Genomic DNA, 16,698 nt, shown 5'->3' on the forward strand with positions numbered 1-16,698 from the left:
GAATCTCCGGCGGCCGGGTGCAACCGGCCGCCGGGGCGCGGCGTGTTGTGGCCGTGACAGCCATCGCCGGATATGGATCGGAGACGCTGACCGCCGTGCGCCCATCCTTTGACGAGGTGTACGCCGCGCACTACGCCGATCTCACCGTGCAGCTGTACGCGTACTTCGGTGACCGGCAGGAAGCGCAGGACGTGGTCCAGGAGGCGTTCTACCGCGCCCTGGTCCGGTGGAACAGCGTCGCCGGGTACGACGATCCGGTCGCCTGGATCCGCCGGGTCGCCTGGAACCTGGCGGTCAGCCGGTGGCGCAAAGCGCGTACCTCGCTGAGTTTTCTGCGTAAGCAGCGACGGATCGAGCCGCAGGCAGAAGGCCCCGACCCGGACCGGGTCGCGCTCGTGGCCGCACTCGCCGCGTTGCCGGCGGCGCATCGCCGGGCGCTGGTGCTGCACTACCTCGGTGATCTGCCGGTGGCGGAGATCGCCCGCCGGGAAGGCGTGGCGGCCGGAACGGTGAAGTCCTGGCTGCATCGGGGGCGTGCCGCGCTCGCCACCCAGCTCGACCTGACCGACAGCACCGGAGGTGCGTGATGACCGACCGGTTCGAAGAACTCTTCGCTGACCTGCGCGCCGAAACCCTGCCCACGGTCCGGCCACCCGGTGCCGCGACGCTGCGGCGGGCAGCCCGGCGTCGGCAGGCCGCTCTCTCGTCCATCTCCGCGGTGGTCGCGGTGCTGATGATCGCCGGCCTGATCGGGATCGTGGTCCGGCCGGGTGGCGGGCAGTCATCTTTTAACCAGGAAGCGCCTGAGCCCGAGCACTACAGCCAGGCCGTTCTCGCCGAGAAGGTGGCCGGGTTCCTGAACGCCGGCGAGGAGGCGATGCGGTCCGGCAAGACCTTCACCTACATCGGGCCCGAGATGGTCACCTCGCGGCACGAGCTGCTCGGCGGAACGTACGAAATGCCGGTGACCTGCTTCGGCTCCGGTGACGTGGCCGTCGCGGTGCACACCACAGCGGTCGGGAAATCGCCGATCAGTACGACGTACGACCATCCGTGCGTGACCCAGAAGCTCACCACGGAGACGCTGCTGACCGTGCCGCAGCCGAGCGGCATGGTGTCCGTCGAGGTGACCGGCGTCGGGGTCGAGCCGGGCGAGGCCGCTTTCGGCTATCTCCTGCAGCTCAGCCAGGACGACCGGATCCGATATCAGAAGGCCGCCGAGTCGGTGCTGCCGAAGCAATGGCACACCATGCAGTCGACCTTCCTGGATGGCGCCGACGGCGCCCAGCTGCCGGTACGCCCGGTCGAACAAGTGATCACGGTGGCTTGCGTGGGATTCGGCTCGCTGACCCTCACCGTCGGGCCGGTCGACGAGAACGAGACGTTCGCCGACCGGATCGACGTGCCGTGCACCCTGACCAGCCCGGCGAAGTGGGAGTTGCGCTACACCCCGCCGGGGAAGAGCCTGCGCACCACGATCACGCCCGACCGAACGGCGATCGGCCGCAGTGCCGCGGCCGTCTCCATCGCCGAGGCGGGCTGAGCCTTTCGTCGTTCGAGCGGCCTTTCTCAGAGGCCGGGAAGGCGGCCGTTGCGGAAGACGTCGACGAAGTCCTGGTGGTCCTCGCGGGCCTGGTCACCGTACTTGTGCGCGAACTCGACCAGGTGGCGTACGAAACCGGCCTCGTCGGAGTCGATCACCGCGACGATCGCCTCCTCGGTGGAGAAGTCGACCAGGTCATGGCTGGACTCGTCGTCGGCGACCGAGTGCATCCGGGCCACCGCGCGGCCCAGGTCGGCAATCACCCCGGACAGCTCCTCCGGCTCGTTCACGTCCGACCAGTCCAGGTCGGCGGCGTACGGGGAGACCTCGGCGACCAGCTGGCCGACACCGTCCAGCTCGGTGAAGCCGAGCCACGGGTCGGCGTGCGCCTGCAAGGCCCGCTGCGACTCGGCGGTCCGGTGGCCCTGGTGCTTGAAGTACGACCGGACCCGGTCGTCGTCGATCCAGCGGGCGACGGCCGGCACCTGCGCCTGCTTCATGTAGATGATCACGTCGTTCTCAAGCGCCTCGGTGTGGCCTTCGAGCAGCATGTTGTACGACGGCAGGCCGGCCGACCCGATGCCGACACCCTTGCGCAGCTTGATGTCCTTGATGTTCGTGGACACCGGCCGGCTCTGGTCCGGCAGCGTGCTCAGGTACTGCTGGAACGCGGCACGGACCCGGTCCCCGGTGTTGTCGTCAACGTCGTAGACGCCGTCACCGAGCGAGAACCGCCGCTCGTAGTCGTCGATCGTGGTCTGGCCCGCGAGCAGGTCGACCCGGGTGTTCAGCCGGGCCTCCTGCAACACCCGGCGCAGCACACCGTCCGCGTTCTCCAGGGTGATCGAGCCGATCGCGTCGTCGCCGCCGTGCGCGATCGCCCGCAGCTCGGTGAGGTACGACCCAGCGAACGTGGTGACCAGCGCCGTGATGCTGTCGTCGGAGAGCGCCTTGGAGTATCCGATCAGGGCCACGCTCGCCGCGAACCGCTTCAGATCCCAGCTGTACGGGCCGACGTACGCCTCGTCGAAGTCGTTGACGTTGAAGACCAGGTGGCCGGAGGAGTTCATGTAGGTGCCGAAGTTCTCGGCGTGCAGGTCACCGTGGATCCACACCCGGCTGGTGCGCTCGTCGAGGTAGCTGTCGTCGCGGTAGTCGCCGGTGAGGTCCGCGTAGAAGAGCGAGGCACTGCCCCGATAGAACGCGAACGGCGACGCTGCCATCTTCCGGAATTTGCGACGAAACGCCGCGGGGTCGATCGCGATCAACTCACCGAACTCGCGGGTCAGCACGTCGATGATGAAATCCGCCCTCGATCGGGCAGCGGAAGACTCAGAGCCCATGTCCGATCACGGTACTCACCCGAGGCCATCGGAGGGCTACCCTTTCCGCTATGTCCGCTTCACGCTTGCTGCGTATCGGAACACGGTCCTCGCCGATGGCTCTCGCCCAGGTCGAACGGGTCCGCCGGCTGCTCGCCGAGCGGCGCCCCGAGGTGACCGTCGAGGTGCTGCCGCTGTCGACAAGCGGCGACCGATGGCAGGGCTCGCTCGCCGACCTCGGTGGCAAGGGCGCGTTCACCAAGGAGGTCGACCAGGCGCTGCTGGACGGCCGGGCCGACCTGGCCGTGCACTGCGTCAAGGACGTGCCCGGCGACCGGCCGGCGCCGGCCGGGACGGTGCTCGCGGCGTACCTGACCCGCGACGACGTCCGGGACTGCCTGATCCACCCCGGCGGCGCCTCGCTCTCCGAGCTTCCGGCCGGCTCGAGGGTGGGCACTTCTGCCGTACGCCGGATCGCGCAGCTCTCGTTGCACTTCCCGCACCTGACCGCGGTGCCGATTCGCGGGAATGCCAATTCCCGCCTCGCAAAACTGGACGCCGGGGAGTACGACGCGCTGCTCCTGGCCGTCTCCGGCCTCGACCGCATCGGCGAGCAGCACCGGATGACCCACCCGATCGACGTTGACACGTTCGTGCCGGCGGTCGGCTCCGGCACGCTGGTCCTGCAGTGCCGCGACGACGACGCGGTCACCCGGGAGCTGGCCGAGGCGCTCGGCGACCGGCGGACCCAGCTGGAGACCGAGGCCGAGCGCTGGATGCTGCACATCCTCCAGGGCAGTTGCCACTCCCCGATCGCCGGTTACGCCCGCATCGAACCGGACGGCCGGATCGGCCTGCGAGCCCGCGTGATCAGTCTGGACGGCAAGACCGTCCTGGACGCCCACGAGTGGGCGACGGATCCGATCGTGCTGGGCACGTCGGTGGCGGCGGCTTTGCTGCGCCAGGGCGCCCGCGAGATCCTGGACGGAGTCACCCGGTAAAGACAGCTGCCAAGGGTGCGTGTGGGGGCGCGGCTGTAGGGAGCGCGGCACGCATTTTGGGGGATTCCGGGCGCGGCACCGCCCCAGATGGCTGTCACGGTTGCCTCAACTGACCCGTTGGCCCCGGCGTGCGCTGCCGTCGCAGGCCTCGTCGTCACGGGGGCGAGCCGTCGCTCAGACATGTCATGAGGCTGCGATGACATGTCTGGCCTACGGCTCGTGCCGCTCAGCCGTCGCTCAGACATCTCATAAGAGCCCGATGACCTATCTGAGCTACGGCTCGCCCACTGGCCGGGTCGTCAGTAGCTCGGTCGCCCAGTGATCGGGTCCGGATTCCCGGGCAGCATGGCTGAGGCCAGCGTGCCGCGGAGCCCACACCGGTGCGTGTCGAATTAGGGCGCGTATCGCACCCGAAGTCGACACAGACAGGCACATCACGGCGTGCGTGTCGAACTAGGGCGCGCAGCGAGCCCGAAGTCGACACAGACACGAAAGTCCCGGTGTGCGTGTCGAATTTGGGGGCGTATCGAACCCGAAGTCGACACACTCTCGTCGGGTCTACGCGATCTGGGGCTGCGGTTCCCCTCGGACCCCCGGTCCAGGGACTACGGGCGGGTCGCGGGCGACGCGCTGCGGGCGGGCGCTCGGGCGCTCAGGGCCGGCCGCGCTCAGGGCCGGCCGCGCTCGGGATCTTGGGCGATTTTCTACAGCCTGCTGTGCGATATCGCTCAAGATTCGCTGGTTGTGCGCTCGAACGGCTGCTTGGACAGCGCCGTTTCAGAGGGGTGGCTTGACCAGTGGGGCGGTGAGGGCCAGGGCGTCGGGGCGGGGGACGCCGCCGACGCCGGACTGCTCGGCGGCGATTTTTTCCTGGAGTTTGAGGATGCCGTGCAGCAGTGCTTCCGGACGGGGCGGGCAGCCCGGGACGTAGACGTCGACCGGGATGATCTGGTCGACGCCCTTGGTGACCGAATATGAGTCCCAGTAGGGTCCGCCGCAGTTCGAGCAGGAGCCGAACGAGATCACGTATTTCGGCTCGGGCATCTGGTCGTACAGCCGCTTGATCGCCGGGGCCATCTTGTCGGTGACCGTGCCGGAGACGACCATGAGGTCGGCCTGGCGCGGACCGTGCGCGAACGGGATGACACCGAGCCGCATGAAGTCGTGCCGGGCCATGCTGGAGGCGATGAACTCGATGGCGCAGCAGGCCAGACCGAAGTTGAACACCCACAGGGAGTAACGGCGCCCCCAGTTCAGCACGAACCGGATCGGCTCACCGAGCACTCCAGGAAGGGCCATCCGGTCAACCTACCGCGTAAGGCTCGGCCAGGGTCATCGGCGTGCGGGCCACCTCCAGCACGGAGTCCGGATCCGACAGATGACGTTATGACGCAATCATTGCGTCATAACGCAGTCGGGCGTTGTAGGAGGCTGAGGAAGCCGGTCAGGAGTGCCTCGCGTAAGGCCGGCGGGGCGGCGTTCAGGATTGAATTCACCGCTGCCATCTGGGAGAAGTCGCCGCCGCCCAGGCCCAGGCCCTCGGCCAGGGACGCGATCAGCTCTGGGGTGATCATTTCGGGGGTCAGGGGTGGCAGCTGCGGGATCTCCACCGGGCCGCGGGCTCTCGCCGATGAGACCGCGGACTTCAGGTCGGCCGCGAAGGACGGGGCGGTTGCTCGCACCGAGGCTGTCACGGTCAGGTGGATGGTCGGGGGGAAGTCGCCGTACGCCATCTGGGGCTGGGTGTGCCAGCCGCGCGCGGCCAGTTCGTCGGCCAGCACGAACAGGTCGACGCCGTCGGACGCCAGGCAGACGACGCTGGTCTCCGCCGGCGCGTACAGACGCACGCCGTCAGTTTCGGTCACGGCGGCGGCGAGGATGCTTACCGCTTCCTGGACGGAGACGGCCAGGTCTCGGTAGCCGGCGTCGCCGATCGAGCGCAGCGTCGCGACCGCGGCGGCGATCGGGCCGCCGGAGCGGGTGGACGAGATGATCGGGTTGATCATCGTGTAGCCGGGCCAGTCCGCGTAGGCGAAGTACTGCGGCCTGCGCAGCGCCTCGTCGCGGTGCAGCAGGACCGAGACGCCCTTCGGCGCGTAGGCGTACTTGTGCAGGTCGACCGAGATGCTCGTGACGCCCGGGACCGACAGATCGAAATCGGGCAGGTCGGCGCCGAGCCGGCGCAGGTAGGGCAGGATCCAGCCGCCGAAGCAGGCGTCGACGTGGAAACGCACGCCGCGCTCCGCCGCCAGCGCCGCGATCTCCGGGATCGGGTCGACCACGCCGTGTGCGTACGACGGGGCCGAGGCCGCGACCAGGACGGTCTCCGGCCTGACTGCCGCGCCCATCGCTTGCGGGTCCGCTTTCAAACCCTTCGTCGGTACGACATCAAGCTCGACCCGTAGGTAGTGCGCGGCCTTGGCGAACGCGGCATGAGCCGTGGACGGGATCACCAGGCGAGGTGACGAGATCTCGGGGTGGGCGTCGCGGGCCGCTTTCACCGCGAGGATCAGCGACTCGGTGCCGCCACTGGTGACGCTGCCGACCGTGCCGTCTGAGCCGCCGAGCAGCCGGGCCGCCGCGCCGACCAGTGCGTTCTCCATGGCGAGCAGCGACGGGAACGCCGTCGGGTCGAGGCCGTTGACGTGCGACGAGATCGCGTGCGCGGCGCGGGCCAGCTCGTCCAGGCCGTCCAGCGCCGGGTCGTAGACGTACGCGAAGAGCCGCCCGCCGTGCGTCGGCAGGTCGGAGCCGCGCAGCTCACGTAACTCGGCGAGGACCTGCTCGGCGGGGACGCCCTTCTCGGGCAGCGCGTCGATCACGCTTTCATCCTCTCCTGATATCCGCGGAGGAGCACCAGTGCGGCACCGACCAGGGTCGCCGGGACGACGGTGAAACCGAGCAGGACGCCGAGGCGGGCGCTGTCGCTCTGGGTGGCGGCCTCGCCGGTGGCCGAGGAGGCGTACCCGGAGATCTGCAGCAGCGCCGCGTAGATGCCGGGGCCGAGCGCCAGGCCGAGGGTCTCCCCCGCGGTCCACAGGCCGGTGAAGACGCCGGCCTGGCGGCGGCCGGTGCGTTCGGTGTCGTACGCGATGCAGTCCGGCAGCATCGACAGGGCGAACACCTGCTGGCCCGCGTACCCGGCGCCGATCACCGCGACGATCAGGTAGACCGCGAGCGGCGGCAGGGCCGGCGAGGCGAGCAGCAGCAGGGCGCCGGCCGCGAACAGCAGCGACGAGACGATCAGCGAGCGGAGCTTGCCCCAGCGGTTGCCGACCGCCGTCCACAGTGGCATCACGAGCAGGGCCGGGCCGACGAACGCGGCGAACAGGAACGTCGCGCCGGAGGCCTGGAAGAGCACGTGGTCGGCGAAGTACTGGACACCGGCCAGCATCGTCCCGATACCGGCGGATTGCACCACGAAACAGATCAGCAGCACGCGGAACGGACGGTTCCCGGAGGCCACCCGCAGCTGGGCACGCAGGCTGGGCTCGGATTCAGCGGCCGTACGAACGTCTGCTTTGCGCGTACCCAAGAATGTCGCAAGCGTGCCCACGACGATGAGTGCGCCGACGAAGGCGCCGGACCACCGGTGTCCTTCGCGGCCGCCGCCGGTGAGGTCGACGACCAGCGGCGCGAGTGCACCGGAGATCAGGATCGCGAGGGCCAGGACGGCGACGCGCCAGGTCATCAGGCGGGTGCGTTCCGCGTAACCGTCGGTCAGCTCGGCGGGCATCGCGACGTAGGGGACCTGGAAGAACGCGTACGCGGTGGCGGCCGCGAGGAACGCGACAGCGACGTACGCACCGGAGGCCGCGCTGCCGCCGAACGGCGCCAGGAAGATCGCGGCGAAGAGCACGCTCAGCAGCAGACCGGCGATGAGCAGGAACGGGCGTCGCGAACCGCGCCGGTCGGAGATCCGGCCGGCGACCGGATTGACCAGAACGTCCCAGGCCTTCGGCAGCAACACGAGTAGTCCGGCGACACCCGCCGCAACACCGAGCGTATCGGTCAGATAAGGCAGAAGAAGCAAACCGGGCACCGTGCCGAAGGCGCCGGTAACCAAGGAGCCCAGGGCATATCCAGCCAAAACTCCGCGTGGGAGTACGCCCGTCCGGGGTAACACGGGAGAGGGACCAGGTGTCGTCATCGACGCGCATCGTAACCATGATCGGCCTCTGCCGCCTACGCTCGCCGCATGAAAAGCGTTGCGGCCGGCGTCGCCGCGAGCCACCCGGCGACCGCCCGCACCGGGGTGCGGATCCTGGAGGCCGGAGGGTCCGCCGCGGACGCCGCGGTCGGTGCGGTTCTGGCGTGCTGCGTCGCCGAAACGGTCTACACCGGACTGGGCGGCGGCGGGTTCGCCACCTACTTCGATGCGCGTACCGGTGAGGTCACCTGTCTCGACTTCTTCGTCGCGGTGCCCGGACTCGACGGCGATCGCAAGGCCGAGCCGATGGTCGCGGTCGACGTGTTCTTCGGCGGGCTGCCACAGACGTACTCGATCGGTGGTGCGAGCGTCGCGGTCCCCGGCGTACCGGCCGGGCTCGGCGAGGTGCACCGGCGCTGGGGGCGTCTGCCCTGGCCGGAGGTGGTGGAGCCGGCGGCCGGGCTGGCGCGTACCGGGGTGCTGCTGCCGCTCGCGCACGCCCGCACGCTGGAGGCGTGCGCGCCGGCCCTGGCGTACGGCGACGGGGCCGAGCTCTATCAGCCCGGTGGGCGGCTGCTGCAGGGCGACGAGCTGCTCTTCCACCCGGGGCTGGCGACCGCGATGGACGTGCTCGCGGAGCGGGGACCGGACGTCTTCTACACCGGCGAGTACGCCCCCGTGCTGGTCGACTCGGTCCGAGCCGCCGGTGGCGCGCTCGGGCTAGCCGACCTGGCGAGTTACCGGGTCGTCTCGACCGGCGTGGACCGGGCCCTGCTGGCTGGGCACCAGGTTTTCGCCCGGCACGACCTCAACCGCACGATCGACACGATCGCGGCGCTGCCCGAGGACCTGTCCCGGCCGAAACGGGCACCCGCGGTCGCCACCGCGCTGCGCAACCGGGGCGCGCAACGGCTCGGCGACACCACGAACGTGTCCGTCGTCGACGCCGACGGCAACGCCTGCGTGATCACCACGACGCTCGGTCTCGGTGCCGGGGTCTGGCTGCCCGGTCTCGGCATCAACCTGAACTCGATGCTCGGCGAGGGTGAGCTGCTCACCGAGGAACTGCTGCCGGGGCGGCGGATGGCGTCGTACATGTGCCCGCTCGTGGTGATCGCCCCGGACGGCGGGCTGGCCGTGGCGGCCGGGTCAGCGGGGGCGTCGCGAATCCGTACCGCCCTGGTGGACACGCTGCTCGGCCTGCTGGTCGACGACCTGACCGTGCCGGAGGCGATCGCCCGGCCGAGGTACCACGTCGTCGCGGACACCGTGCACGCCGAGGCGGGCTGCCCACCGGAGGAGCTGGCGGCGCTCGTCGACGCGGGCTGGGAGGTGGTCGAGTGGCCGGAGCTGAACCATTACTTCGGCGGGGTGACCGCGGTGGGCCTGGCCGGCGCGGCGGGTGATCCCCGCCGCGGTGGCGTCGGCATCATCGTCTGACTCCCGGTGCATCACATCGTGCGGGCGGCGGTCTCGTCGGCGGCGGTCGCGGTCTCGCGCAGGGCCTCGTCGAGGCTGGTGGGCGTGAGGCCGAAGGTGCGCTCGGTGAGCGAGCTGTCCATCACGAACGGCGCGTAGAACTGGTAGTCCATCTCGGCGAGCTCGCGGGCGATCGGGACGGCCAGGCCGGCCGTGCGCATCACGAACCGGGGCATGCTGTGCACCTTGAGCGGCGGCTGGCCGGTGAGCTCGCAATACCGCGCGGCCATCTCGCGGATGGTGATCGGCGCGGGTGACGGGACGTGCCAGGCCTTTCCGTACGCCCTCTCGTCGCGGGCGAGGGTGGTCAGCGTGCGGGCCATGTCGCCGGTGTAGGTGAACGAGTGCGGCAGGTCCATTTTCGCCGGGCCCCAGGCGGGCCGGCCCTTCTGGATGGCCGGCAGCAGGACCGTGGAGAAGATCCCGGCCGTGCCGGCGCCGACGTAGTCCGAGCCACGGGCCTCGATCGTGCGCACGCCGCTGGCCAGGGCGTCCTGCCACATCTTGATGCGGATGCGGCCCTTGCGGCCGGTGGCGGCGAGCGGGCTGGCCTCGGTCATCAGGCCGCCGGGCTGGGGACCGTATCCGTAGAGGTTGCCGGTGATGGCGTAGACCGCGCCGGCTGACCTGGCCGCGGCGATCATCGCGTTGTTCATCGGGAACCAGAGCTTGGCCCACTCGGTGTATTTCGGGTTCGCGCAGTTGTAGAGCACCTCGGCGCCCTCGGTGACCTCGGTGAGGCGGCGGGTGTCGGAGGCGTCCGCGGCGACGCGCTCGATCAGCTCGTGCTCCGGGCCGCGGCCGCTGCGGGTGACGACGCGGACGCTCTCGCCCTGGTCGGCGAGGAGAAGGGCGACCTTGGAGCCGATCGGGCCGGAACCGACGACGACATGCTGAGCCATGACGATGATCTCCTTTGCGAGCAGTGCTCTCTGTCGAGAACAACAGTCGCACATGGCATGTCAGATTTGCAAGAGCAGTGCTCTCGTTGTGGCACACTGGGCGCATGAGCGCCGCGAACCTGCGAGCCCGGGTGCGGGCCGAGATGACCGAAGAGATCAAGAACGTGGCCCGCCGCCACCTCGCCACCGACGGCGCGAACCTCTCGCTGCGGGCGGTGGCGCGCGATCTCGGCATGGCCTCGTCGGCGGTCTACCGGTACTTCGCCAGCCGCGACGAGCTGCTCACGGCGCTCATCATCGACGCGTACAACGAGGTGGGTGACGCCGCTGATCGGGCCGCCGCGACCCAGGTGATGCCGCTTGGCAAATGGCTCGCCGCCGGGCACGCCGTCCGGGACTGGGCTCTGGTCAATCCGCATCAGTGGGCGCTGATCTATGGGAGCCCGGTGCCTGGTTATCAGGCGCCGCAGGACACCATCGGGCCGGCTACCCGGGTCATCCTGCTGCTCGGGGCCACGCTCGGTGACGCGTACCAGAGGGGTTTGATCCCGGCTCGGGAACCGATCAGCGCGAGTTTCGCGCAGGAGCTCGCGCCGATCGCGGAGACGTTCCAGGCGGGCATGCCGCCGCACGTGGTCGCGGACACGCTGGCCGGCTTCTTCCAGCTCTGCGGCGCGATCAGCGCCGAGCTGTTCGGCCAGCTCAACAAGTCGGTCGACGAGGACCGGCGCGGCTTCTTCGAATACCAGATGCGGGCCGCCGCCGCCGCTGCCGGCCTGAGCTAGCGGCGGGCGTGCAGGACGTGACCGCCGGGCGTCTCCGGTGGCACGTCGGGGCGATCGAAATAGCGCGCCGCGAGCGCCGACGGGCCCAGGTCCTCGATCTCAGTGAAGCCGCGTTCGCGCAGGTCAGCGCCGATATCTTCGGGTTCGAAATAGGTCAGCCACGGCTCGCCGAGCTTCGCCACCCGCGCGGCGCGCTCCTCCAGCGCGGCTCGGCGCGCACCCGCCATCCGCTCCGGTGACTGCGCGTAATCGAACGCCACCTCGTTGCCCTCGCCGGCCGCGACGAAGGCGAGCGTCTCGGCGAAACCGTCAGCGCTCAGGTAAGGCACAACACCCAGCCAGAGGAAGAACGCCGGACCGTCCAGACCGATTTCGATCGTCTCCTTCTCGAAGTCGACGCCGGCGTAACGCACGCTCTCCGGGATCGCGATGCCGGTCTCAGCGAGCCGCTTCCGCTTCCAGGCCTGCGTGTCCGGATGATCAACCTCGGTCACGCGCAACCCCGGGTGCGGATTGCGATAGGCGAACGTGTCCAGGCCCGCACCGAGAATCACCAGCTCACGAACGCCACGCCCGACCGCCGCGGCAATCGCGTCCTCCGCGAACCGCGTCCGCGCCGCGATGAAAAGCCGCATCGCGCGCCGCGGTGCGTCAGCCAGGAGATCCGCTTGCGCTTCACCGAGCATGGGTACGGCGAGAGGGTCGGCGAAGATCCGTCCCTGCTCGATGATCTGGTGTGCGGCCCGATACCGTGCGGCACTCCAAGCGGTCTTGCTGGGTTGTCCGTTCTCCATCACGGCTGCCACTCGGCTTTCGTCATCTGGACGCGTTCTCCGCGCATCGGAACACCTTCGGCGAGCAGCCGGGCCCGCGCCTCCCGTTCGTTCCCCGGTGGCAGGCGTCCGGCGCTGTTCACCACACGATGCCAGGGCACACCGCCACCGTGCCGGGCCATGATCGTGCCGACCTGACGTGGTGAGTTGCGGCCGGAGCGCTCGGCCAGCGTGTCGGCGATGCCGCCGTACGACATGACCCGGCCCTCCGGGATGCTCTCGACCAGCGTCAGAACCTGTTCGACGTACTCCTCGGGTGTCATCACACGCCAAGATATGGGATCTGACGACGGTTGACACCGCCCTGCCGAGCACAATGGGCCGGGTGCGAGATGTGGTGACCGGTGCGCGCCGGATCGTGGTGAAGGTGGGTTCGTCCTCCCTGACCACCGCGGCGGGCGGTATCGACGAGCAGCGGATCGACGCCCTCGTCGACACCCTCGGCGGTTTGGCGACGTCCGGCCGCGAGGTGGTTCTGGTGTCCAGCGGCGCGATCGCCGCCGGCCTGTCCCCGCTGAACCTGCCACGGCGACCGCGTGACCTCGCCACCCAGCAGGCCGCTGCCTCGGTGGGCCAGGGCCTGCTGATCGGGCGGTACACGACGGGTTTCGCCCGGCACGGGATCACCGTCGGGCAGGTGCTGCTCACCGTCGACGACGTGACCCGGCGGGCGCATTATCGGAACGCGTACCGGACGCTGCGGAAACTGCTCGACCTCGGCGCGCTGCCGATCGTCAACGAGAACGACACGGTCGCGACCGAGGAGATCCGGTTCGGCGACAACGACCGGCTGGCCGCGCTGGTGGCCGCCCTCGCCGACGCCGACCTGCTGGTGCTGCTCTCCGATGTGGACGCGCTGTACACCGGCAACCCGTCGGATCCGTCGTCGCGGCGGATCGGTTTCGTCGGCGACGAGTCGGATTTGTCGGGCATCAACATCGCGACGCCGGGCCGGTCCGGTGTCGGTACCGGCGGCATGGTCACCAAGGTCGAGGCGGCCCGGATCGCCACCGGGTTCGGCATCCCGGTGGTGCTGACCGCCGCGCCGCTGGCCGCGCGGGCGCTGGCCGGCGAGGACGTCGGCACGCTGTTCCAGGCGGCGTCGTCGCGACCGGCCGCCCGGCTGTTCTGGCTGGCACACGCCACCTCGCCGCGTGGTCGCCTGCACCTGGACGCCGGTGCCGTGGCCGCGGTGGTGGCCCGGCGCAAATCACTGCTGCCGGCCGGGATCACCGCGGTGGACGGCTCGTTCGCCGCCGGCGATCCGGTCGACCTGGTCGACGCCGGCTCCGGCACACCTGTCGCCCGCGGTCTGGTCAACTATGACGCGGTGGAGCTGCCCGCCCTGCTCGGACGCTCCACTCCGGAGTTGGCTGCGGCGCTCGGCCCGGGTTATGAACGAGAGGTCGTGCACCGGGACGATCTGGTGCTTCTTTAGGACGATTTGGTTCTGCTTAGGGCGATTTGGTGCTGCTTTAGTGCGTACCCAAGCAGGTTTTTGATCTTAGAAAGGTTTGCCATGAGCGTGCTGGAGCAGGCTGCCGCGGCCCGGATCGCGGCCATCGACCTCGCGGGCGCGACCCGCGCTGAGAAGGACAAGGCGCTGCTGCTGATGGCGGACCGCCTGGTCGAGCGGTCGGACGACATCGTCGCGGCAAACGCGGTGGACATCGCCAACGGCCGGGAGAACGGCATCGGCGAAGCGATGATCGACCGGCTCACGCTGACCACCGAGCGGGTCGCCGCGATGGCCGACGGGCTGCGCCAGCTCGCCGCGCTGCCCGACCCGATCGGCGACGTGGTACGCGGCTCGACCTTGGCGAACGGCCTGGAGCTCCGGCAGGTCCGGGTGCCGTTCGGCGTGGTCGGCATGATCTACGAGGGCCGGCCGAACGTGACCGCCGACGCCGCCGGGATCTGCCTCAAGTCCGGCAACGCGGCGCTGCTGCGCGGGTCCGGCTCGGCCTTCTCGTCGAACGCGGCGATCGTCTCGGTGCTGCGCAAAGCGGTCACCGACGCCGGGCTTCCGGCCGACACGATCCAGCTGCTCGACGCCACCACCCGCGACTCGGTGAAGGAGCTGATGCGGGCCCGCGGCCTGGTCGACGTGCTGATCCCGCGCGGTGGCGCCTCGCTGATCAAGACGGTGGTCGAGCAGTCGACGGTTCCGGTGATCGAGACGGGCGTCGGCAACTGTCACGTCTATGTGGACTCCGCCGCCGACCTGGAGAAAGCCCTCGCCGTCACGGTGAACTCGAAGACCCAGCGCCTCTCCACCTGCAACACCGCGGAGTCGCTGCTGGTGCACACCGAGATCGCCGAGCGGTTCCTGCCGCTGGTGCTGGAGGAGTTCGCGAGCCACGGCGTGACCGTGCACGGTGACGCGCGGGTCGCCGGTTACAGCGACGACGTGGTCGCCGCGACCGAGGATGACTGGGGCACCGAATACCTGGCCGCCGACATCTCGGTGGCCGTCGTCGACTCACTGGACGACGCGCTCGACCACATCCGCCGGTACGGCACCGGGCACACCGAAGCCATCGTGAGCGAGTCGGTCACCGCGACGCGGCGCTTCGTGGCAGGCGTCGACGCGGCGGCTGTGATGGTTAATGCGTCGACTCGGTTTACTGACGGCGGCGAGTTCGGGTTCGGCGCGGAGATCGGGATCAGCACGCAGAAGCTGCATGCACGGGGTCCGATGGGGTTGCCGGAGCTGACGTCGACGAAGTACGTGGTGACCGGGAATGGTCATACGCGCTGAGGTTTGCGCGGTTGGGCTGGGCTTTGCGCGGTTGAGCTGAGCTTTGCGCGGCTGGGCTGAGCTGGGCTGGGCTGGGTTTACGCGATCCTGGCAAGCTCTGGTCGTTTGGCGTGCGCTCACCGCCCTTGCGTAGGCGTTCTGCATGCGCCGGTCGCCCCGGATGCTGGCCGCTCCAGATGCTGGCCGGCCCGGATGCTGGCCGGTCGATCGTGATGCCGCGCCAGCGAAGTCCGGCACGGTCAGCGGGAGCGGACGAGGTCGCACATAGCGGTTCGGTGCGACCTCGTCTACGCCAGAGCGGGGGCAGGAGCTCACGGACACACTCGGTGCGGCCTGGTCATCGCCACCAGCCGCCTGAGTGTGCTCGCGACTGATTCGCACCAGAGCGCCGACCCGTGCTCGATCTTGCGGAGTTTGCCGCGAACGGGGCCGCGTAACTCGACAAGATCGGCAGCCGGGCGACGGGCCAACCGGGAGACCAGCGAATCTTGAGCGATTGTTGACCGCCCCGTGTAGAACATCGCTCAAGATCGCGGGACCGGCGCGGGAGCTGGCGCTGGCGCGGGAGCTGGCGCTGGCGCTGGCGAGCGACTTCGCCGCTGTGGTGGCGGGTGCGGCCGGATGTCTGGCCGGTGCCACTCGCTCCACCGAACCGTCACGGAAGGTGAGCACTAAGCAGGCGTCGCCGGCCAAATCTTGGTAACCCACGGGTGCTCTAACCCCCACGGATTACCGCAAAGCCCAAACCCCTCACCCCTGCGGTGGCAGCGCGTCACCAGCAAACTCGCGGATCGCCCAAAATCGACACGCCACGGGTGGCCTTCCCGGAAACTCGTGCGTTTGCGGTCGATCGGACGGCCAAACGGCACAAGATCTGAACGACGCCTCGCCACGAGAGCCGCTCCAACCCGCCACCGGCCACCGGCCACCGGCCACGGAACGGCGGAACCGCGGAACGGCGAAACACGAGCGGACGCGGTTTGAACCACGATCCCGCGGTGAGGATCAGCGGCAGGCTCGCAGCGCCGTCAGGGTGATGTTGACGTCGAAGAGCGGGCCCTCGTTGCTGTCCCAGCCACCGTCGATCCGCTGCGTCTCGGCGAGACGTTTCCGGGCGCTCTGCAGCAGCCAGTCGTCACCCAGGTTGACCCGGCGCAGCGCGGCCGCCATCGCCGCCACGTCGGCCGAAGCCATGTTCGGAAGGCGGTCGCCGAGGACCTGCTGGACCCTCGCCGACTCGTAGAAGAACTGGCGCTGGTGCAGCAGCCCGGCGGCGTGCCAGCCGACCGCGAGGAAAGACGGCCAGGTCCCGTCCGGGTTCAGCTGGGAGACCACGAAGGCGGCGGCACGGCCGATGGCCTCACCGAACGGCGAGCGGGTCTGATACGGGTCGGCCTCCACCGCGGCGGCGGTCAGCCAGAACCCGGCCACCGAGGTCAGGTACAGGGTTGCTTCCGGGTCGCCGGGCATCGCCCACGGTGGGGCCTCGCCGGCGAGGGACTCGTGCTCCTGCCAGGTGCCGTCGCCGCGCTGGGCGGTGGCGAGCCAGTTCAGCGCTCGCTCCACCACCGGGCCGCGCAGGCTGCCGAGGTCGTCGAGTTCGGCGAGGCGGAAGCAGGTCGCGTCGATCGATGGGACCGCGCCCTCGGCGGAGGCGGACCAGCCGCCCTCCAGCATCTGTCCGGCGGCGATGCGGTCCACAACCTCCTCCGGCGCCGGCTGACCGGTCCGGAGGTAAGACAAACGTGCTCGCTCGACCGGGTCACCGTGGGCGACCACGTACCCGATGGCGGCGTCTATATCGACCACTGTGGTGACGCTACAGTCCGCGCCTGTGATTCGCTGTGCCGATTCGACATCTGTGACGTTCGTCCGTTTCGGTCACTTGTTCATCACTCTGAGGAGCTGCAAAAGCAACCCCT

The 16,698-nt window shown here is 69.6% G+C and carries 15 protein-coding genes; 7 read left to right on the forward strand and 8 right to left on the reverse strand.

What is annotated here, in order from left to right:
- The first annotated feature begins 47 nt into the window (after nt 1-47).
- Together B0I29_RS09835 and B0I29_RS09840 are read left to right on the forward strand one after the other, a co-directional pair.
- A complete protein-coding gene (locus tag B0I29_RS09835) occupies nt 48-587 on the forward strand; it encodes an RNA polymerase sigma factor (protein WP_111648697.1) in 540 nt (179 codons plus the stop codon).
- Nucleotides 587-1,543: a hypothetical protein gene (locus tag B0I29_RS09840; RefSeq protein ID WP_111648560.1), complete on the forward strand. Its 957-nt coding sequence runs from the start codon at nt 587-589 to the stop codon at nt 1,541-1,543. The genes B0I29_RS09835 and B0I29_RS09840 overlap by 1 nt, the downstream gene beginning before the upstream one ends.
- 26 nt (nt 1,544-1,569) lie before the next feature.
- Here B0I29_RS09840 and B0I29_RS09845 read toward each other — a convergent pair whose 3' ends face one another.
- The gene (locus B0I29_RS09845; protein WP_111648561.1) at nt 1,570-2,886 is read right to left on the reverse strand and encodes a DUF2252 domain-containing protein; all 1,317 of its coding nucleotides are present in this window, start codon (nt 2,884-2,886) and stop codon (nt 1,570-1,572) included.
- Nucleotides 2,887-2,936: 50 nt separating this feature from the next.
- On the opposite strand from B0I29_RS09845, the gene hemC reads away from it, so the two are divergent.
- A complete protein-coding gene (gene hemC, locus B0I29_RS09850) occupies nt 2,937-3,866 on the forward strand; it encodes a hydroxymethylbilane synthase (protein ID WP_111648562.1) in 930 nt (309 codons plus the stop codon).
- Nucleotides 3,867-4,643: 777 nt separating this feature from the next.
- Here hemC and B0I29_RS09855 read toward each other — a convergent pair.
- The 3 genes from B0I29_RS09855 to B0I29_RS09865 form a co-directional block, all read right to left on the reverse strand.
- Complete coding sequence (locus tag B0I29_RS09855) at nt 4,644-5,165, reverse strand: NADH-quinone oxidoreductase subunit B (protein WP_111648563.1); 522 nt, start codon at nt 5,163-5,165, stop codon at nt 4,644-4,646.
- Nucleotides 5,166-5,269: 104 nt separating this feature from the next.
- Nucleotides 5,270-6,688, reverse strand: a complete 1,419-nt coding sequence (locus B0I29_RS09860; protein WP_111648564.1) for a pyridoxal phosphate-dependent decarboxylase family protein — start codon at nt 6,686-6,688, stop codon at nt 5,270-5,272.
- Nucleotides 6,685-8,016, reverse strand: coding sequence for an MFS transporter (locus B0I29_RS09865; protein ID WP_111648565.1), 1,332 nt, complete (start codon nt 8,014-8,016; stop codon nt 6,685-6,687). The genes B0I29_RS09860 and B0I29_RS09865 overlap by 4 nt, the downstream gene beginning before the upstream one ends.
- Before the next feature lie 48 nt (nt 8,017-8,064).
- On the opposite strand from B0I29_RS09865, the gene B0I29_RS09870 reads away from it, so the two are divergent.
- Nucleotides 8,065-9,456 carry a gamma-glutamyltransferase gene (locus tag B0I29_RS09870; protein ID WP_111648566.1) on the forward strand — a complete coding sequence of 464 codons (1,392 nt, stop codon included), beginning with the start codon at nt 8,065-8,067 and terminating at the stop codon, nt 9,454-9,456.
- Between the two features lie 11 nt (nt 9,457-9,467).
- On the opposite strand, the gene B0I29_RS09875 is transcribed toward B0I29_RS09870, so the two are convergent.
- Nucleotides 9,468-10,397, reverse strand: coding sequence for an NAD-dependent epimerase/dehydratase family protein (locus tag B0I29_RS09875; RefSeq protein WP_111648567.1), 930 nt, complete (start codon nt 10,395-10,397; stop codon nt 9,468-9,470).
- A gap of 104 nt (nt 10,398-10,501) precedes the next feature.
- Here B0I29_RS09875 and B0I29_RS09880 point away from each other — a divergent pair, with 104 nt between their 5' ends.
- Nucleotides 10,502-11,182 (forward strand): TetR/AcrR family transcriptional regulator, encoded by a 681-nt coding sequence (locus B0I29_RS09880; protein WP_111648568.1) that lies wholly within the window; start codon nt 10,502-10,504, stop codon nt 11,180-11,182.
- On the opposite strand, the gene B0I29_RS09885 is transcribed toward B0I29_RS09880, so the two are convergent.
- On the reverse strand, nt 11,179-11,976 hold the full coding sequence (locus B0I29_RS09885; protein ID WP_111648698.1) for a class I SAM-dependent methyltransferase: 798 nt from the start codon (nt 11,974-11,976) through the stop codon (nt 11,179-11,181). The two genes, B0I29_RS09880 and B0I29_RS09885, sit on opposite strands and share 4 nt — an antisense overlap.
- Complete coding sequence (locus B0I29_RS09890) at nt 11,976-12,278, reverse strand: MGMT family protein (RefSeq protein ID WP_111648569.1); 303 nt, start codon at nt 12,276-12,278, stop codon at nt 11,976-11,978. Before B0I29_RS09890 ends, B0I29_RS09885 begins: the two co-directional genes overlap by 1 nt.
- Nucleotides 12,279-12,340: 62 nt before the next feature.
- On the opposite strand from B0I29_RS09890, the gene proB reads away from it, so the two are divergent.
- On the forward strand, nt 12,341-13,453 hold the full coding sequence (gene proB / locus B0I29_RS09895) for a glutamate 5-kinase (RefSeq protein ID WP_181557741.1): 1,113 nt from the start codon (nt 12,341-12,343) through the stop codon (nt 13,451-13,453).
- Nucleotides 13,454-13,534: 81 nt separating this feature from the next.
- Nucleotides 13,535-14,776, forward strand: coding sequence for a glutamate-5-semialdehyde dehydrogenase (locus tag B0I29_RS09900; protein ID WP_111648571.1), 1,242 nt, complete (start codon nt 13,535-13,537; stop codon nt 14,774-14,776).
- Between the two features lie 1,005 nt (nt 14,777-15,781).
- On the opposite strand, the gene B0I29_RS09905 is transcribed toward B0I29_RS09900, so the two are convergent.
- Nucleotides 15,782-16,585, reverse strand: coding sequence for a prenyltransferase/squalene oxidase repeat-containing protein (locus B0I29_RS09905; RefSeq protein WP_111648572.1), 804 nt, complete (start codon nt 16,583-16,585; stop codon nt 15,782-15,784).
- Nucleotides 16,586-16,698 lie beyond the last annotated feature (113 nt).

It is taken from the genome of Actinoplanes lutulentus, assembly GCF_003259845.1.
In the GTDB taxonomy this organism is placed as follows: Bacteria; Actinomycetota; Actinomycetes; order Mycobacteriales; family Micromonosporaceae; genus Actinoplanes; species Actinoplanes lutulentus.

Excerpts from the sequence above, each read along its gene's own strand:
- B0I29_RS09840 (WP_111648560.1), top strand. The coding sequence starts at position 587 with ATGACCGACCGGTTCGAAGAACTCTTCGCTGACCTGCGCGCCGAAACC.
- B0I29_RS09890 (WP_111648569.1), bottom strand. The coding sequence starts at position 12,278 with ATGACACCCGAGGAGTACGTCGAACAGGTTCTGACGCTGGTCGAGAGC.
- B0I29_RS09875 (WP_111648567.1), bottom strand. The coding sequence starts at position 10,397 with ATGGCTCAGCATGTCGTCGTCGGTTCCGGCCCGATCGGCTCCAAGGTC.
- B0I29_RS09870 (WP_111648566.1), top strand. The coding sequence starts at position 8,065 with ATGAAAAGCGTTGCGGCCGGCGTCGCCGCGAGCCACCCGGCGACCGCC.
- B0I29_RS09855 (WP_111648563.1), bottom strand. The coding sequence starts at position 5,165 with ATGGCCCTTCCTGGAGTGCTCGGTGAGCCGATCCGGTTCGTGCTGAAC.
- B0I29_RS09885 (WP_111648698.1), bottom strand. The coding sequence starts at position 11,976 with ATGGAGAACGGACAACCCAGCAAGACCGCTTGGAGTGCCGCACGGTAT.
- B0I29_RS09880 (WP_111648568.1), top strand. The coding sequence starts at position 10,502 with ATGAGCGCCGCGAACCTGCGAGCCCGGGTGCGGGCCGAGATGACCGAA.
- B0I29_RS09900 (WP_111648571.1), top strand. The coding sequence starts at position 13,535 with ATGAGCGTGCTGGAGCAGGCTGCCGCGGCCCGGATCGCGGCCATCGAC.
- hemC (WP_111648562.1), top strand. The coding sequence starts at position 2,937 with ATGTCCGCTTCACGCTTGCTGCGTATCGGAACACGGTCCTCGCCGATG.
- B0I29_RS09845 (WP_111648561.1), bottom strand. The coding sequence starts at position 2,886 with ATGGGCTCTGAGTCTTCCGCTGCCCGATCGAGGGCGGATTTCATCATC.
- B0I29_RS09865 (WP_111648565.1), bottom strand. The coding sequence starts at position 8,016 with ATGACGACACCTGGTCCCTCTCCCGTGTTACCCCGGACGGGCGTACTC.